Source organism: Streptomyces sp. NPDC006309 (genome assembly GCF_040613095.1).
Taxonomy (GTDB): domain Bacteria; phylum Actinomycetota; class Actinomycetes; order Streptomycetales; family Streptomycetaceae; genus Streptomyces.
Genome location: NZ_JBEXRO010000016.1, coordinates 19,196 through 39,290, shown reverse-complemented (window position 1 = coordinate 39,290; position 20,095 = coordinate 19,196). Strand labels below are relative to the sequence as shown.

The 20,095-nt window shown below is 76.4% G+C and carries 1 protein-coding gene; it reads left to right on the top strand.

Going from position 1 to position 20,095, the window contains the following annotated elements:
- The first annotated feature begins 5 nt into the window (after positions 1-5).
- Complete coding sequence (locus tag ABZ117_RS21120) at positions 6-19,979, top strand: non-ribosomal peptide synthase/polyketide synthase (RefSeq protein ID WP_356822883.1); 19,974 nt, start codon at positions 6-8, stop codon at positions 19,977-19,979.
- Positions 19,980-20,095 lie beyond the last annotated feature (116 nt).

Genomic DNA, 20,095 nt, shown 5'->3' with positions numbered 1-20,095 from the left:
CGACCATGACGTCTTCGACCCCGTCGAACCCCGACCACCGCCCCGCCTCCCCGGCGTCCGCCCGGCAGGACCGCGCCGAGGCCCTCCCCGCCGACCTGCGCGAGGCACTGCGCCGGCGCCTCGCCGGACGGGCCGGGGCCGCCGCCGCCCCGGGCACCCGGCAGGGCATCCCCCGCGCCGACCGGGACCACCCGCTGCCCCTGTCCTTCGCCCAGCAGCGCCTGTGGTTCCTGGACCGCCTGCGCCCCGGCGACGCGCGCTACAACAGCGCGGTCGCGCTCCGCCTCACCGGCACCCCGGACCATGAGGCGCTGCGGGAGGCCCTGACCGCCGTGGTGGCCCGGCACGAGGCGCTGCGCACCACGTTCGCGGAGACCGACGGCCGGCCCGCGCAGACCGTGCGGCCGGCGGGTCCGGTGCCGCTGCCGGTCCGCGACACCGGTGACCTGGACGCGGACCTGCGGGCGGAGTACTCCCGCCCCTTCGACCTGCGGCAGGGCCCCCTGCTGCGGGCGCTGCTGCTGCGCGAGTCCGCCACCTCGCACGTGCTGCTGCTGACCGCCCATCACATCGTCACCGACGGCTGGTCGATGGGCCTGGTCGTGGACGAACTGTGCACCGCCTACGACGCCCTCGCCCGGGGCGCCGCACCGGACCTGCCCCCGGTGGCCACGCAGTACCCGGACTTCGCGGTGTGGCAGCGCGACCAGCTCTCCGGGCCGCGCCTCGAAAAGCACCTCGCCTACTGGAAGGACCGGCTCACCGGCGCGGTCGCCCCGGAACTGCCCCTGGACCGGCCGCGGCGCGGCGAGGAGGCGGGTGCGGGCGCCGTCCACACCTTCACCGTGCCCGCCCGTCTCACGGCGCGGCTGCGCGACCTCGCCAGAGACCACCGCACCACCCTGCACACCACCCTGGTCGCCGCCACCCAGGCCCTGCTGGCCCGCTGGTCCGGCCAGGACGACATCACCGTCGGCTCCCTCACCCCCGGCCGGTCCCGCACCGATCTGGAACGCACCGTCGGCTTCTTCGTGAACACGGTCGTGCTGCGCACCGCGGTGGACCCCTCCGCCACCTTCCGCGACCTGCTCGCACAGGCGGCCGACACGGTCAACGGCGCCTTCGCCCACGGCGACACGCCGTTCGAGCGGATCGTGGAAGCGGTGGGCGCACCCCGTGAGGCGGGCCGCAACCCGCTGTTCGACGTGCTGGTCCTGCTGCACCCCGACCCGCCCGCCGCGACCGCCCCGCAGGGCCTCGCCACCGAACCGGTCACCGTGCCCCGGCAGGCGGCCACCTTCGACCTGAGCGTGGAGTTCGTCCCGGACGGCGAGCACCTGACCGGTCTGCTGGAGTACCGCACCGACCTGTTCGACCCGGCCACCGCCGCGCGCATGACCGGACAGCTGCTGCGCCTCCTGGAGGGCGCCGCCGGCGCGCCCGACAGCCCCCTGGGCAGCCTGCCCCTGCTGTCCGAGGAGGAGACCCGGCAGGTCGTCCACGACTGGAACCCCGCCGCGCCGCCGGTCGAGGACACCACCTACCCCGCCCTCTTCGAGCGGAGGGCCGCCCGCACCCCCGACGCCCTCGCCCTGGTCGCCGGCGGCGAACGGCTCGACTACGCCGCCCTCAACGCCCGTGCCAACCGGCTCGCCCACCACCTCATCGCCCTGGGCGCCGGCCCCGAACAACTGGTCGCGCTGCGCCTGCCGCGCACCGCCGACATGATCACGGCGATCCTCGCGACCTGGAAGTCCGGCGCCGGCTACCTGCCCCTGGACCCGGCCCTGCCCGAGGAACGCGTCCGGTACCTCCTCGACGACGCCCGCCCCGCCCTGGTCCTGGACGAGGCCGCCCTGCGCGCGGTGCCCGCGACCGCCCCGGACACCGACCCCACCGACGCCGACCGGCGCGCCCCGCTGGACCCGCGGAACACCGCCTACGTCATCTACACCTCCGGCTCCACCGGCCGGCCCAAGGGCGTCGCCGTCGCCCACCGCTCGGCCGTGCGCCTGCTGGCCGCCCACCGCGAGGGCTTCGTCGCCGACGCGGGCGGCGGCCCGCTGCGGGTGGCCCTCACCGCGTCGTTCTCCTTCGACACCTCCCTGGAGGGCGTGCTGCTGATGGCCGACGGCCACCCGCTGCACCTGGTCGACGAGGTCACCCGGATGGACCCGGCCGCCCTGGTCGAGTACGTGGTCGAACACCGCGTCGACTTCCTCGACGTCACCCCGTCCTACCTGCGGCAGCTGCTGCCCGCCGGACTGCTCACCGACCCCCGGCACCACCCCCGCGTCCTCATGCTCGGCGGCGAGGCCGTCGGCCCCGCCCTGTGGCGGGAGCTGGCCGCCCACCCGGACGTGCGGGCCCACAACTTCTACGGCCCCACCGAGTGCACGGTCGACGCGCTGTCCTGCCGTATCGACGGCGGCGACCGCCCGCTGGTGGGCCGACCCCTGCCCGGCGTCCGCGCCTACGTCCTGGACGACCGCCTCCAGCCCGTGCCGCCCGGCGTCGGCGGCGAGCTGTACCTCGCCGGTGCCCAGCTGGCCCGCGGCTACACCGGCCGTCCCGGCCTGACCGCGGCCCGCTTCCCCGCCGACCCCTACGGGCCGCCCGGCACCCGCATGTACCGCACCGGCGACCTGGCCCGCTGGACCGCCGACGGCCGCCTGGACTACCTCGGCCGCGCCGACGACCAGGTCAAGGTGCGCGGCCACCGCATCGAGCCCGGGGAGATCGAGGCCGCCCTGCTCGCCCTGCCCGGGATCGGCGCCGCCGCGGTCGTCGCCGCACCCGACGCGCACGGCCACACCCGCCTCGCCGCCTACGTCGTCCCCGCGCCCGGAACGCCCCGGCCCGTCCCGGCAGACCTGCGGGCGGCCCTGCGCCGCACCCTGCCGGATCCCCTGGTCCCGTCGTCCTTCACCCCGCTCGACGCGCTGCCGCTGACCACCAGCGGAAAACTGGACCGCCGCGCGCTGCCCGCCCCCGCGCCCACCGAGGGGCAGCGCGAGTTCGCCGCCCCCCGCACCCCGGACGAGGAGACCCTGGCCGGCATCTGGGCCGAGGTGCTCGGCGTGCCCCGGGTCGGCGTCACCGACAACTTCTTCGAGCTGGGCGGTGACTCGATCCTCAGCATCCAGGCCGTCGCCCGGGCCCGCGCCGCGGGCCTGCGGATCGGCTCCCAGGACGTCTTCCGCCACCAGACGGTCGCCGACCTGGCCGCCGCCGCGTCCCACCGCACCGCCCCGCTGCCCGCGCCCCGGCGCCCGCACGAGGACGGGCCCGCCCCGCTCACCCCGGTCCAGGAGTGGTTCCTCGCCACCCACGGCCCGCTGCGGCACTTCAGCATGTCGATGCTGCTCGACCTGCCCCACGACCTCGACCGGCCCGCCCTGGAACGAGCGCTGGAAGCCGTCGTGACCCACCACCCGTCGCTGCGCGCCCGGTTCACCCGCACCGCGCAGACCTGGCGGCAGCACCCCGGCACCGGCCCGGCCACCGCACTGCTGACCTGCCACGACCCCGCGACCGCGCCGGCAGAGGCCGCCGACGCCGCCCGCGCCGCCCTGGCCCCGGCCACCGGCGCCCTGCTGCGCGCCGCCCTGCTGACCGGCGGCGAACGGCCCCGGCTGTTCCTGACCGTCCACCACCTGGCGGTCGACAGCGTGTCCTGGCGGGTCCTCCTCGCCGACCTCGAACTGGCCTACCGGCAGGCCGCGGCGGGCGGGGAACCCCGGCTCGAACCCGAGCACACCCCGCTCGCCGACTGGGCGCGCCGGCTCACCGACCGGGTCCGCGCCGGTGACTTCGACGACGACCTGGCGTACTGGGCCGAAGAGGCCGCCCAGCCCCGCACCCCGCTGCCCGTGGACCTCCCCGGCACCCCGCTCGCCGGATCCGTGCGCACCGTACGCACCCGCGTGGACCGCGCCACCACCGACGCGCTGCTGCGCCGCGTGCCGGGCGTGTACCGCACCCAGGTCAACGACGTGCTGCTGAGCGCGCTGGGCCGGGTCCTCGCCGACTGGACGGGCACCGACCGGGTGACCGTCGCCCTGGAGGGCCACGGACGCGAGGAGGACCTCGCCGAGGGCGCCGACCTGTCCCGCACGGTCGGCTGGTTCACCACCCAGTACCCGGTGACCCTCACCCCCGCGGACCCGGCCGACTGGGGCGCCACCCTCAAGGCCGTCAAGGAGCGGCTGCGGGCCGTACCCCGCCGCGGGCTGACCTACCAGGCGCTCGGCCACCTCGGCTCACCCCGGCCGGAGGCCCGCGCCCTCGGCGCGCTGCCGCTGCCCCCGGTCTGCTTCACCTACCACGGCCAGTGGGAGGCCGCCCCCGGAGGGGACTTCGCGCCCACCGCCGACGTACCCGGCCGCGACGTCGACCCGGAGAGGCCCCTGGACCACCTGCTGGACGTCTCCGCCGTGGTCTCCGACGGCGAGCTGGAGATCACCTGGCACTACAGCGACCAGGTGCACCGGGCCGGCACCGTCCAGCGGCTGGCCGACGGCATGGTGGGCGCCCTCGCCGCCATCGCCGGGCACTGCGCCCGCCCCGGCGCCGGCGGCCGTACCCCCTCCGACTTCCCGCTCGCCCGCCTGGACCAGGCCGGCGTGGACCGGCTCGCCGGCGACGGCCGGGACGTGGAGGACCTGCTGCCGCTCACCCCGCTCCAGGAGGGCATGCTCTTCCACCGGCTCGTCGGCGGACCGGACGACGTGTACGTCGACCAGGCCGCGCTGCTGCTGGAGGGCGTCGGCGACCCCGACGCCCTGGCCGTCGCCTGGCAGCGCGTCACCGACCGCACTCCCGCCCTGCGCACCCGCGTGGTCTGGGAGGACGTGCCGGTACCGCTCCAGGTCGTGCACCGCCGCGTCACCGTACCGGTGGAACGGTTCGACTGGCGGGAAGCGGACGCGGCGGAGCGGGCCGACCGGCTCGCCCGGCTGCGCGCCGACGACCTCGCGCGCGGCATCGACCTCGACACGGCGCCCCTGATGCGGCTGACGCTCGTCCGGCTGCCCGATGCCCGGCTGCACCTGCTGTGGACCTCCCACCACCTGATCCTGGACGGCTGGAGCCTCGCCCAGGTCCTCACCGACGTGTTCGCGGAGTACGCGGCGCTCACCGCCGGCACCGAGCCGCGGCCCCCGCTGCGGCGGCCGTTCGGCGACTACGTGCGCTGGCTGGCCGCCCAGGACACCGACGCCGCCCACGCGCACTGGCGGACCGTCCTCGACGGCTTCGCCACCCCCACCCCGCTGCCCGCCGACCGCGTCCGCCGCCCCGGGCACGAGACCCGCTCCGCCGACGTGCACACGGCCGGACTGTCCGAGGAGGTCTCCGCGCGGCTGGCCCGCACCGCCCGGTCGGCCGGACTCACCCTCGGCACCGTGGTGCAGGGCGCCTGGGCGCTGCTGCTGTCCCGCTACAGCGCCGAACCGGACGTGCTGTTCGGCACCACCGTCTCCGGGCGCCCCGACGACCTGCCCGGCGTCGAGTCGATGGTGGGCATGTTCATCAACACCCTGCCCACCCGCGTCCGGGTCGACGGCGGCCGTACCGCCACCGCCTGGCTCAGGGAACTCCAGGAGGCGCAGGCCGAGGCCCGGCGGTTCGCCGCGGTGTCCCTCGCCGAACTGACCGGCCTGAGCGACGTACCCGCGGGCAGCCCGTTGTTCGACAGCATGGTCGCCTTCGAGAACTACCCCTTCGACGAGGCGGGCGCGGCCGGCTCCGGGATACGCCTGACGGACGTCTCCTCCCGGGACGCCACCAACTACCCCCTCGTCCTGCGGGCCTACCAGGGCGAACGGTTCGGCTTCGACCTCGCCTACGACCCCGGCCTGTTCGACGCCGCGACCGTCCGGGCGCTCGCCGGCCGGCTGTGCCTGCTCCTCACCGAGCTGGCCGACGACCCGGACCGCCCGCTGCGCGCCCTCGCCTGGACCACCGCCGGGGAACGGCACCGGCTGCTCACCGAGTGGAACGGCACCGCCGAGGGCCGGCCCGCCCAGACGCTGCCCGAACTCTTCGCGGCACAGGCCGCCCGCACCCCTGACGCCGAGGCCGTCGGCTGCGGCGACGACCGCCTCGACTACGCCACCCTGGACGCGCGGGCGAACCGCCTCGCCCACCGGCTCGCCGAACTCGGCGCCGGACCCGAGACGTTCGTGGCCCTCGCCCTGCCCCGCTCCACCGACCTCGTCGTGGCCGTCCTGGCCGTGCTGAAGGCCGGCGCCGCCTACCTGCCCGTCGACCCCGCGCTGCCCGCCGAACGGGTCCGGAACATCCTCGCCGACGCCCGGCCCGTGGCACTGATCACCACCACCCGCACCGAGGCCGGGACCACCGTCCCCGTCCTGCTGCTCGACGACCCCGACGTACGGGCGGACCTTGCCCGGCGTCCGGCCACCGGCCCGGCGGACCCGGCCCGCCGCCCGCTGCCCGACAGCCCCGCCTACGCCATCTACACCTCCGGCTCCACCGGCCGCCCCAAGGGCGTCGTCGTCCCGCACGCCAACGTGGTCCGGCTGTTCACCCGCACCCACCAGTGGTTCGGCTTCGGACCCGACGACGTGTGGACCCTCTTCCACTCCTACGCCTTCGACTTCTCGGTGTGGGAGCTGTGGGGCCCGCTGCTGCACGGCGGCCGGCTCGTCGTCGTCCCCGAGGACACCGCCCGCTCCCCGGAGGACTTCCTGCGGCTGCTCGCCGACGAACAGGTCACCGTCCTCAACCAGACACCCTCCGCGTTCTACCCGCTGATCCGCGCGGACGCCGAACTCCCCGCCACCGGTGACCGGCTGGCGCTGCGCACCGTCATATTCGGCGGCGAGGCGCTCGACGTCACCCGCCTCGCCGACTGGTACGCCCGCCACCCGGACACCGCGCCCCGCCTGGTCAACATGTACGGCATCACCGAGACCACCGTGCACGTCACCTACGCGCCCCTGGACCGCGACGCCGCCCGGGGCGGCACCGCGAGCCCCATCGGCACCGGCATCCCCGACCTGCGGGTCCACGTCCTCGACGACACCATGAACCCGGTACCGCCCGGCGCGGTGGGGGAGCTGTTCGTCGCCGGCGAGGGCCTGGCGCGCGGCTACCTGAACCGGCCCGGCCTCACCGCGGCCCGCTTCCCCGCCGACCCGTTCGGACGGCCCGGCACCCGCATGTACCGCACCGGGGACCGGGCCCGCCGGCGGGCCGACGGCACCCTGGAGTACCTGGGCCGCGCCGACCAGCAGGTCAAGATCCGCGGCTACCGCATCGAGCCCGGCGAGATCGAGGCCGCCCTGCACACCCACCCGGGTGTGGGCGCGGCGGCCGTCGGCGTGTACGAGGACACCGCCGGGACACGCCGGCTGGTGGCCCACGTCGTCGGCACCGGCACCGGCGACCGCACCGTGCCGCCCCCCTCCGCCGCGGACCTCCGCGCCCACCTGGAACGGCTGCTGCCCGCGCACATGGTGCCCGCGGCCTACGTGCCGATGGCCGCCCTGCCGCTCACCGTCAACGGCAAACTCGACCGGCGCGCCCTGCCCGCCCCCGGCCCCGACGGCTTCGCCGCCGACGCCGCGCGGACCGCGCCGCGCACCCCCGCCGAACAGCTCGTCGCCGCCGCGTGGACCGACGTCCTGGACACCGACGAGGTCGGCGCCGACGACGACTTCTTCGCCCTCGGCGGCGACTCCATCCTCGCCGTCCGCGTCACCTCCCGGCTGCGCGCCGCCTTCGGCACCGACGTCTCACCGAGGCTGCTGTTCACCCACCCCACCCTCTCCGCCCTCGCGGCGGCGCTCGGCGCCCCCGGGACCGGGAGCGACGCCGACGCCATCCCGGCCGCCGCCACGGACACCCCGGCCCCGCTGTCGTACGCCCAGCAACGGCTGTGGTTCCTCGACCGGTTCGAGCCGGGCAGCACCGAGTACACCACCCTGTCGGTGCTGCGCCTGCGCGGCCCGCTCGACACCGGCGCGCTGCGCACCGCCCTGGACGGCCTGGTCGCCCGGCACGGCACACTGCGCACCACCTTCGCCGAACAGGACGGCCGACCACGGCAGATCGTCCACCCGCCGCGGCCCGTCGACCTCTCCGTGGAGGACCTCGCGGACCCGTCCGCCCTGGACGCCCTCATCGAGCACGAGGCCGCGACCCCGTTCGACCTGGCCGCCGGACCGCTGCTGCGCGCCCGCCTGGCCCGGCTCGCCGCCGACGAGCACGTCCTCGTCCTCGCCGTGCACCACATCGCCACCGACGGCTGGTCCGTCGGCGTCCTCGGCCGGGACCTGGGCGAGCTGTACGCGGCGGCGCTGGACGGCCGCCGCCCCGCCCTGCCCGACCTGCCGGTCCGCTACACCGACTACGCCGCCTGGCAGCGCGGACGCACCGGCCACGCCGAGGCCGACCTCGCCTACTGGCGCCGGACCCTCGACGGCGTGACCCCGCTGGAAGTGCCCACCGACCGGCCCCGCCCGGCCGTCCGCACCCGCGACGGCGCCCTGGTGACCTTCACCCTGCCCGCCGCGCTGACCGCGCGGCTGCGCGAGCGCGGCCGGGAGGCCGACGCCACCCTCTACATGACCCTGGTGACGGCCTGCCAGGTGCTGCTCGCCCGCTGGGCCGGCCAGGAGGACGTCACCGTCGGCACCGTCACCGCCGGCCGTGACCGGCCCGAACTGCACGACGTGGTCGGCATGTTCGTCAACACCCTCGTGCTGCGCGCCCGCGTCCGCCCCGACCTGCCCTTCCGGGAGCTGCTGGCCGAGGTGCGCGGCACCGTCCTGGAGGCGTTCGCCCACCAGGACGTCCCCTTCGAGCGGGTCGTGGACGCCCTCCAGCCCGAACGCGACACCAGCCGCACCCCGCTGTTCCAGGTGATGGTCGCGCTGCACAACCTGGGCGCCGAGACGCTCCGGCTGCCCGGCCTCACGGTGGAACCGGTGACCCCGCCGGTCCGCAACGCCACCTTCGACCTCGCCTTCGACTTCGTGGAGAGCGACGGCGGCCTCACCGGCTACCTGGAGTACAACACCGGGCTGTTCGACGCCGGCACCGCCGAACGGCTCGCCGGCCGGCTGCGGATCCTGCTGGAGGCCGCCGCCGAGGACCCGGAGCGGTCCGTGGGCGCCCTGCCGCTGATGACCGACCAGGAACGGCAGCAGGTGCTCCGGTACGGCGCGGGCGCCCGCCTGTCCGAGCCGGACACCACCTTCCCGGCCCTGTTCGAGGACCGGGCCGCCCGCACCCCGCACGACACCGCCCTGGTGGCCCGGGACGCCACCCTGGACTTCGCCGCGCTGAACCGGCGGGCCAACCGGCTCGCCCACCACCTCATCGCCGGCGGCGCCGGCCCCGAGGACGTCGTCGCGGTACGGCTCCCGCGCACCTCCGACCTGGTGGTGGCGGTGCTCGCGGTCCTCAAGGCGGGCGCCACCCTGGTCTGCCTCGATCCCGCCCTGCCGGAGGACCGCGTCGCGTTCCTCCTCGACGACGTCCGGCCGCACACCCTGCTCACCGGCCTCGACGCGGTGCCCTGGGACCGGCTGCCCGACCACGACCCGGCCGACGCGGACCGCGTCCGGCCGCTGCTGCCCGGACACACCGCCTACATCATCCACACCTCCGGCTCCACCGGCCGCCCCAAGGGCGTCGCCGTCGAACACCGGCAGCTGGTCAACCTCTGCCACGACCACCGCGAGCACCTGCTCGCCCCGCACACCGCCGGCGGGCGGCGGCTGCGCGCCGCGCTCAGCGCCTCCTTCTCCTTCGACACCTCCTGGGAGGGACCGCTGCTCCTCGCCCTCGGCCACGAGGTGCACCTCGTCGACGAGGACGTACGCCTGGACCCGGAGGCGTTCTGCGCCCTGGTCGCCGCACACCGCCTCGACCTGGTGAACGTCACCCCCTCCTTCCTGCGCGAACTCACCTCCGCCGGCCTGCTCGCCCCCGGCCGCCACCACCCGGGACTGCTGCTCGTCGGCGGCGAGGCCGTCACCACGGCCACCTGGCAGGAGCTCGTACGCGCCGAACGCGAACTGGGCGTGGCCGTGTACAACATGTACGGGCCCACCGAATGCACCGTCGACGCCGTCTACGGCCGCTGCGCCGACCGGCCCGGCCGGCCGGTCCTCGGCCGTCCCGGCGGCAACCTGCGGGCCTACGTCCTCGACGGCGCGCTGCGCCCGGTGCCGCCCGGGACACCCGGCGAGCTGTACCTGGCCGGGGCGCAGGTCGCCCGCGGCTACCTCGGCCGGCCCGGACTGACCGCCGCCCGCTTCCTCGCCGACCCGTTCGGCGCGCCGGGCGAGCGCATGTACCGCACCGGGGACCGGGCCCGCTGGGACCGGGACGGACTCCTGGAGTTCCTCGGGCGCGTGGACGAACAGGTCAAGATCCGCGGGTTCCGCATCGAGCCCGGCGAGGTCGAGGCCGCCCTCCTCGCCCACCCCGACGTCACCGACGCGGCGGTGACCGCGCGGGAACACGCCGGCCGTCTCATGCTGGTCGCCTACGTGGTGCCCGCCGCCGGCCGGACCCCCTCCGCCGACGCACTGCGGGTCGCCCTGCGCCGTACCCTGCCCGACCACATGGTGCCCGCCGCGTTCGTCACGCTGGCCGGCATCCCGCGCACCACCAGCGGCAAGACCGACCGGCGCGCCCTGCCCGCTCCGCCCGCGCAGCCCGACAGCGCCACCCCGTACACCGCCCCCCGGACCGCCACCGAGGAACGCCTCGCCGCGATCTGGGCCGAGGTCCTCGGCGTCGAACGGGTCGGCACCCGGGACAACTTCTTCGCGCTCGGCGGCGACTCCATCCTCAGCATCCAGATCGTCTCCCGCGCCCGGCAGGCCGGCCTCGCCCTCACCACCAAGGACGTCTTCCGCCACCAGACGGTCGCCGAACTCGCCCTGTGCACCGGCGAGTCGGCGCCCCGCGCGGCAACCGGCGAGGACACCCCGGCCGAGGCGCCGCTCACCCCCATCCAGCACTGGTACCTGGACGGGCGCGACCCCGGGCAGAAGCTGCGCTTCACCATGACCCAGCGCCTCGAACTCGCCCCGGACACCGATGCCCCCGCCCTGCGGCAGGCCGCCGACACCCTCGTACGCCACCACGCGGCCCTGCGGACACGGTTCCGCCGCACCGCCGACGGGTGGCGCCAGGAGGTGCTGGACGAGGCACCGGACGGCGTCTTCACCCGGCACGACCTGACCGGCCTGGACGACGGGGCGGCGGAGGCGCAGGCGCAGCGGCTCACGGACGAGGCGCAGGCCGCCCTCGACCCCGCCGAGGGCCGGGTCGTCCGCGTCCTGTTCCTCGACCTCGGCCCGCGGCGGCCCGGACAGCTCGTCATCACCGCCCACCACCTGGTGATCGACGGCGTCTCCTGGCGCATCCTGCTGGCCGACCTGGAGACCGCCCACCGGGCCGCCGCGGCCGGGACCCCCGCCGCACTGCCCGCCCCCGGCACCTCCTACGGCCACTGGGCGGCCCGCCTCGACCGGCACACCCGCTCCGGCGGCCTGGACGCGGACCTGCCCTACTGGACCCGCGCCACCGCGGCCCCGGCCGGGCTGCCCGCCGGACGGCCCGGCGCCAACACCCACGGCACCGCCGCCACCGTCACCGTCACCCTGGACGCCGGGACCACCGACGCCCTGCTGCGGCAGGTCCCCGAGGTCTACCGCACCCAGGTCAACGACGTCCTCCTCAGCGCCCTCGGCCGCACCCTGGCCCGCTGGTGCGGGCGCGACACCGTGCTGCTCGGCGTGGAGGGCCACGGCCGCGAGGACCTGTTCGAGGACGTCGACCTGTCGCGCACGGTGGGCTGGTTCACCGCCGAGTTCCCCCTCGCCCTGCGCGTCGACCCCGACGCCGGCTGGCACGACACCCTCCGCTCCGTCAAGGAGCAGCTGCGCGCCGTACCGCTGCACGGCCTGAGCCACGGCGCCCTGCGCCACCTGACGCCCGGCAGCCCGCTCGCCGCCGCCCCGGCCCCCCTGATCGGCTTCAACTACCACGGCCAGTGGGACGCCGGCGGCGCCACCGCCGACGGCCTGGTCCGCGGCTCCCTGCCCCCGGCCGGCCGGGACACCGACCCGGACGAGCCCCGCCCCTACCTCCTGGACATCACCGGAGTGGTCCAGCAGGGCCGCCTCGAACTCGGCTGGACCTACCCGGCGGAGATCTACGACCGGGCCACCGTCGCCCGGCTCGCCGAGGAGACCACCGTCGCCCTGCGCGACCTGGTGGCGCACTGCACCCGCCCCGGCGCGGGCGGCCGCACCCCCTCCGACTTCCCCCTCGCCCACCTCACCCAGGACCGGCTGGACCGGCTCGTCGGCGACGGCAGGCACGTCGAGGACGTCCTGCCGCTCACCCCGCTCCAGTCCGGCATGCTCTTCCACGGCCTCGTCGACACCGAGCACGCCTACTTCGACCGCACGGCCGTACGGCTGTCCGGCGTGGCCGACCCGGACGCCTTCGCCGCGGCCTGGCAGCAGGTCACCGACCGCACCCCGGCCCTGCGTACGAGCGTCCACTGGCAGGGCCTGCCCCACCCCGTCCAGATCGTCCACCGCCACGCCGAGCTGCCCGTCACCCGCCTCGACTGGCGCACCCTCACCCCCGGACAGCGCGCCGAGGCGACCGACCGGCTGCTCGCCGAGGACCGCGCCGCGGGCATGGACCTCACCGCCGCACCGCTGACCCGCCTCACCCTGGCCGCCCTGCCCGGCGACGAGGTGCTGCTGCTGTGGTCCACCCACCACATCGTCCTCGACGGCTGGAGCACCGGACAGCTGCTCACCGAGGTCTGCGCGCACTACGCCGAGCTGACCGGCGGCCCGCACACGCCACCCCCGCTGCGGCGGCCCTTCGCGGACTTCCTGCACTGGCTGGACGAGCAGGACGAGACGGCGGCCGAACGGCACTGGGCCGACGCCCTGGCCGGATTCACCGCCCGCACCCCGCTGCCGTACGACCGCACGCCCGCCGAGGCCCACCGGGCCCGGTCCGCCGCGGCCGTCCACCACGAGCTGGACACCGGCGTCTCGCAGCGGCTGCGGGAGACCGCCGCCCGCGCCGGGCTCACCGTCAACACCGTGGTCGAGGGCGCCTGGGCGCTGCTGCTGGCCCGGTACAGCGGCCGGGACGACGTGGTGTTCGGCACCACCGTCTCCGGCCGCCCCGCCGAACTGCCCGGCGTCGAAGGCATGATCGGCATGTTCATCAACACCGTGCCGACGCGTGTCCGCGTCCCGTCCGGACCCGTACTGCCGTGGCTGCGCGACCTCCAGGAACGGCAGAGCGACGCCCGCCGCTTCGACTTCCTCGCCCTGCCCCGCATCCAGGCCGCCACCGCGATCCCCGCCGGCGAACCGCTGTTCGACAGCATGGTGGTCTTCGAGAACTACCCCGTGGACGAGGAGGCCACGGCCCGCACCGGCGTCCGCGTCGAGGAGGTGCGCGCCGACGACGCCACCACCTTCCCGTGGTGCCTGCGCGCCCACCTGGCCGAACGGCTCGGCTTCGACCTCTCCTACGACCCCGGCCTGTTCGACGCGGGCACCGCCGAGCGTGCCGCGGAGCGGTTCGCCGCCCTGCTCACCATCCTCGCCGACGGGTCCGGCACCGGCCTCGACGGCCTCGACCTGCTCACCGACGGCCTCGACCTGCTCACCCCGGCCGACCGCGGCCTGCTGGCCGCCTGGAACACCACCGCCCGCCGCACCGCACCGCGCAGCCCGGTGGACCTGTTCGCCGAGCAGGCCCGCCGCGCCCCGGACGCGACAGCGGTGTCCGACGGCGACCGCGCGGTGACCTACCGGGAACTCGCCGAGTGGTCCGGCGCCCTGTCCGCCCGGCTGCTCGCCGGCGGGCTGGCCCCCGAGGGCCGGGTGGCGCTGCTGATGGAGCGCTCCGCCGAACTCGTCGTCGCCCAGCTCGCGGTGCTCATGGCGGGCGGCGCCTACGTGCCCGTCGACACCCGGGCCCCCGAGGAGCGCCGCCGCACCCTCCTCGCCCAGGCGGGCGCGACCGTCCGGCTCACCGCCGCCGAGGTGGCCGCCGCCCGCCCCGGGACCGGGGACGAGCGGACACCGGACGCCGGTCCCGGCCGGCCGGCGCACGGCACCGGCACGGGGGAGCAGGCCCCGCCCGCCGACCCCGACCGGCTGGCGTACGTGATGTTCACCTCCGGCTCCACCGGCCGCCCCAAGGCGGTCGCCGTACGCCACCGCGACGTCGCGGCGCTCGCCACCGACAGCCGGTTCGCCGGCGGGGTGTCCGCCCGGGTGCTGCTGCACTCGCCGGTGGCCTTCGACGCGGCCACCTTCGAGGTGTGGGCGCCCCTCCTCAACGGCGGCTGCGTGGTCGTGGCCCCCGGCGACGGCGTGGACGCGGCCCTGATCCGCCGGCTGACCGCCGGTGACGGGCTGAGCGCGCTGTGGCTGACCGCCGGCCTGTTCCGGCTGCTCGCCCAGGACGCGCCGGACTGCTTCCGCGGTCTCGGCCAGGTCTGGACCGGCGGCGACGTCGTCCCCGCCCAGGCCGTGCGCCGCGTCCTGGCCGCCTGCCCCGGACTGACCGTGGTGGACGGCTACGGGCCCACCGAGACCACCACCTTCGCGACGTCCTGCGCGCTCACCGACCCGGCGGCGGTGCCCGACACCGTCCCCGTCGGCCACCCCCTGGACGACATGCGGGTCCACGTCCTCGACGCCCGGCTGCGGCCCGTGCCGCCGGGCTGCGCGGGCGAGCTGTACGTGGCCGGAGAGGGCGTCGCCCGCGGCTACCTGGGCCGTCCCGGCGACACCGCCGCCCGCTTCCTCGCCGACCCCTGCGGCCCGCCCGGAGCCCGGATGTACCGCACGGGCGACCTGGCCCGGCGGCGGCCGGACGGCACCGTCGAGTTCCTGGGCCGCGCCGACGACCAGGTCAAGATCCGCGGCTTCAGGGTGGAGCCCGGCGAGGTCGAGGCGGCCCTCGCCGCCCACCCCGGCGTCGTGGACGTGGCCGTGCTGGCCCGCGAGGACCGGCCCGGCGCCAGGCGGCTCGTCGCCTACGTCGTCGGCCCGGCCGGCCGGGACCCCGAGGAGCTGCGGGCCTTCGCCGCCCGCGCCCTGCCCGAGTACCTCGTCCCCGGCGCCTTCGTCCCGCTCGACGCCCTCCCGCTGAGCGGCAACGGCAAGGTGGACCGGGCGGCCCTGCCCGCCCCCCGGGCCGCGGCACAGGCCGGGCGGGTGGAGCCGCGCACCGAGGCCGAGCGCCGCACGGCGGACGTCTTCGGCGAGGTGCTGGGCATCGAACCGCCCGGCGCCGAGGACGACTTCTTCCGGCTCGGCGGCGACTCGATCCTCTCCATCCGGCTCGCCTCCCGCCTCGCCGAGGACTTCGACACCGACCTCACCCCCCGCGCGGTGTTCAGCCATCCCACGCCCGCAGGTCTGGCCCGGCTGCTCGGCAGCCGGCAGGGCAGCGGCCGGCCGGAGATCGTCCCGGTCGCCCGCGAGGGGGCCGTGCCGATGTCGTACGCCCAGCAACGCCTTTGGTTCCTGGAGGAGTTCGCGCCCGGCGGCGCCGAGTACGTGACCGCGCTCGCCCTGCGCCTGCACGGCACCCTGGACACCGGCGCCCTCCACGCGGCCCTCGGCGCCCTGGTGGCCCGGCACGAGTCGCTGCGCACCACCTTCGACAGCGTCGACGGACACGGCGTACAGCGCGTCCACCCGCCCCAGGACGTACCGCTCCCGGTGCGCGACCTGGCCCACCTCACCGACGGCGAACGCGAACTCGCGCTGCGGGATCTGCTCGCCGAGGAGCGCTCCCGCCCCTTCGACCTGCGTCAGGGACCGCTGCTGCGCGCCGGCCTTGTCCGGCTCGCCGACCACGACCACGTCCTCACCCTGACCCTGCACCACATCGTCACCGACGGCTGGTCCACCTCCGTCCTGCTCGGCGACCTCGCCCACCTCTACCGGGCGCAACTGGGCGTCGCACAGGACGGGCTGCTACCGCTGCCGGTGCAGTACGCGGACTACGCGCACTGGCAGCGCACGGCCGGCGCCGCCGGCGCGGACGGGCAGCTCGCCTACTGGAGGCAGCACCTGGCCGGCACCGCACCGCTGGACCTGCCCACCGACCGGCCCCGGCCGCCGGTGCGCACCAGCGCCGGCGCCACCACCCCCCTGGTCGTGCCCGCCCGGACGGCCCGGCGGCTGACCGGCCTCGCCCGGGACCGGGGAACCACCCTGTTCACCACGCTCGTCGCCGCCGCCCAGGCCTATCTGGCCCGGCTCTCCGGCACCGACGACATCGCCGTCGGCACCGTCACCTCCGGCCGCGACCGGGCCGAGACCCAGGCCCTGGTCGGGTTCTTCGTCAACACCCTGGTGCTGCGGTCCCGGGCCGGCGCCGACCAGCCGTTCACCGCCTTCCTGGGCGCGGTGCGGCAGACCGTCCTCGACGCCTTCGCCCACCAGGACGTGCCCTTCGAGCGGGTCGTGGACGAGGTCCAGCCGGTCCGCGACACCAGCCGCAGCCCGCTCTTCCAGGTCATGGTCGTCCTGCAGAACACCCCGGCGGCCGACCTCGACCTGCCCGGCCTGGACGTCACCGATGTCGAACCGGAGTCGGAGCAGGCCGCGTTCGACCTCACCCTGGAGTTCGCCGAGACCGGCTCCGGAGCCCTGCACGGCCTGCTCACGTACAACACCGACCTGTTCGACGCGGCCACCGCCGAACGGATGGCCGGCCAGCTCGGCACCCTGCTGGACGCCGTCGCCGAGAACCCCGACCGCCCGCTCGGCGCCCTGCCGCTGACCTCCGACGACGAACTGAAGACTCTGCTGGACCACGGCCGCGGCACCTTCCGCCCGGTGCCCGAGGCGACCCTGCCCGACCTGTTCGAACGGCAGGCGGCCCGCACCCCGGACGCGGTGGCACTCGTGGACGGCGACCGCGAGCTGACCTACGCGGACGTCGACCGGGCGGCCAACCGGCTGGCCCACCGCCTGCTGCGGGACGGCGTCGGACCTGAGCGGGTCGTGGCCCTGGCCCTGCCCCGCTCCGCGGCGACGGTCGTGGCCCAGCTCGCCGTCGCCAAGGCCGGCGGCGCCTTCCTGCCCGTCGACCCGGACTACCCGCCGCAGCGACGGGAGTTCATGATCCGGGACGCGGGCGCCCACCTCGTCCTCGCCGACCCCGCCGAGGTGTGGACCGCGGACGGACCACCGACCGCGCCCACGGACACCGACCGCCCCACCGCGCTCACCCCCGCGCACCCCGCCTACGTCATCTACACCTCGGGCTCCACCGGCACCCCCAAGGGCGTCGCGGTCACCCACCGGGGCCTGGCCGTCTTCGCCGCGTCCGCCGCCGAACAGTACGCGGCGGGCCCCGGCGACCGGGTACTCCAGTTCGCCTCGCCCAGCTTCGACGCCTCCGTCCTGGAACTGTGCGTCTCCCTGCTCAGCGGGGCCGCCCTGGTCACCGGCGAGGAGGGGCCCCTGGTCGGGGAACGGCTCGCGGAGGTGCTCGCCGAGCGGCACATCACCCACACGCTGATCCCGCCGGCCGCGCTGGCCACCGTGGCGCCGGAGACCGCCGCCGCCCTGCCCGCCCTGCGCACGCTGATCGTGGGCGCCGAGGCATGCCCCGCCGACCTGGTCGAGACCTGGGCGCCCGGCCGCCGGATGATCAACTCCTACGGGCCCACCGAGGCCACGGTCGTCGCCACCTGGACCGGCCCGCTGACCCCCGGCACCGGCGCCCCGCCCATCGGCCGCCCCGCCGGCAGCACCCGCGTCCACGTCCTCGACGCCGCCCTGCGACCCGTCCCGCCCGGCGTGACCGGCGAGCTGTACATCGCCGGTCCCGGACTGGCCCGCGGCTACCCGGGCCGGCCCGGCCTCACCGCCCAGCGGTTCGTCGCCGACCCGTTCGGCGCGCCGGGAGAGCGGATGTACCGCACCGGGGACCTCGTCCGCTGGACCGCCGACGGCCTGCTCCGCTTCGCCGGACGCGCCGACGACCAGGTCAAACTGCGCGGCTTCCGCATCGAACCCGGCGAGGTCGAGAGCGCGCTGCGCCGCAGCCCCCTGGTGCGGGACGCGGTCGTGACCGTACGCGAGGCGGACACGCCCGGTGCCCCCGCCCGGCTCGTGGCCTACGTCGTCCAGGCCGACCCGTCCGCCCCGCTGCCCGTCGGCGAACTGCGGCTGCACCTGGGCGGGCTGCTGCCGCCGCACATGGTGCCGTCCGTCTTCGTGGCCCTCGACCGGCTGCCGCTCACCCCGAACGGCAAGACCGACCGGCGGGCCCTGCCCGCACCCGGGCCCGCCCGCGCCGGCGACGGACCGCGGACCGCGCCGCGCAGCGAGACCGAACGCCGCATCGCCCGGATCTGGGCCGACGTCCTGGGCATCGACGAGGTCGGCGCCGACGACAACTTCTTCGCGCTCGGCGGCGACTCCGTCCTGAGCATGCAGGTCGTCTCCCGGCTGCGCCGCGACGGCCTGCACATCGCCACCCGGGACCTCTTCACCCACCAGACCGTCGCCGAACTCGCCACCGTCGTCCGCAGCGCGCCCCAGCGGTCCGGACAGGGCCCGGTGACCGGCGAGGTGCCGCTCACCCCCATCCAGCACTGGTTCCTGACCAGCCCGCGCGCCGCCCACCACCACTTCAACCAGTCGGCGCTGCTGGAACTCGACGGCACCCCCGACCCGCGGGCGCTGCGGGCCGCCCTCGACGCGCTGCTGGAGCACCACGACGCCCTGCGCATGCGGTTCACCCGGGAGGCGGACGGCTGGCGGCAGTTCAACCCGCCGCCCGCCGGCGGCCATGGCGTCCTCACCCGCCACGACCTCACCGGACTGTCCGCCGAGGACGCCGACGCGGCCATGGCGAAGACCGCCGACGAACTGCACGCGGGCTTCGACCTGGCCCACGGCCCGCAGCTGCGCGCCGCGCTGTTCACCGGCGAGCCGGACCGGCCCGCCTTCCTCCTCCTCGTCGCCCACCACCTGGTCGTGGACGCCGTGTCCTGGCGCATCCTCCGCGACGACCTGGAGACCGCCTACCGGCAGGCGCTCCAGGGCGCCCCGGTCACGCTGGGGGAGCGCGGCACCAGCTTCCGCGCGTGGTCACGAGGACTCGCCGCGTTCGTCGCCGAGGGCGGTCTCGACCACGAACTGCCGCACTGGGAACAGGCGGTACACGCCGAACCCGCCCCGGCGGACCCCGCACCGGCGGCCGAGCCGGGACCGGCGGCCGTGGTGAGCGTGGAACTCGGCGAAGAGGACACCGAGGCCCTGCTGCGCTCCGCGCCCACCGCCTACCGCACCCGGGTCAACGACGTCCTGCTCGCCGCCCTCGCCCTGGCGCTGGCCCGCTGGACCGGACACGACCGGGTCCGCCTGGACCTGGAGGGCCACGGCCGCGAGGACCTCCTCGACGGCGTCGACCTCTCCCGCACGGTCGGCTGGTTCACCACCATCTACCCGGTCGCCCTCCAGGTGTCCGAGCCCGGCGACCTCGGCCCGGACCGCGACTGGCGGTCCCTGGTGAAGTCGGTGCGCCGCCAGCTGCGGGCCGTGCCCGGCAACGGCATCGGCTTCGGCGCCCTGCGCACCTTCGGACCGCCCGAGGTCCGCGAGCGCCTGGGCGGCAGCGCGCACAGCCAGGTGGTCTTCAACTACCTCGGCCAGTGGGACGCCCGACCCGACACGGCGGACGGCGGCCTGGTCCGCGCCGAACACGGCTCGTTCGGGCAGGACCACGACCCCCGGGACCCCGGCTCGCACCTGCTGGAGGTGGTGGGCGCGGTCCAGCACGGCCGTCTCGCCTTCACCTGGCACCACCGGCCCGGCGTCCACGACACCGCGACCGTGCGCCGCGTGGCCGAGGACTTCGCCGAGGCCCTGCGCCGGCTCGCCCGGCACGCCAGGGGAGGCCGGTGACGATCATCCGCCCCCGCGGGGCGCCGCGCCGGCGGACCGACCGGCACGGCCCCCGCTCACCCCGCGCCCCGACCCGTCCCCCCGCCCCCGCACGACCCACCCGGACCGACCGCCCG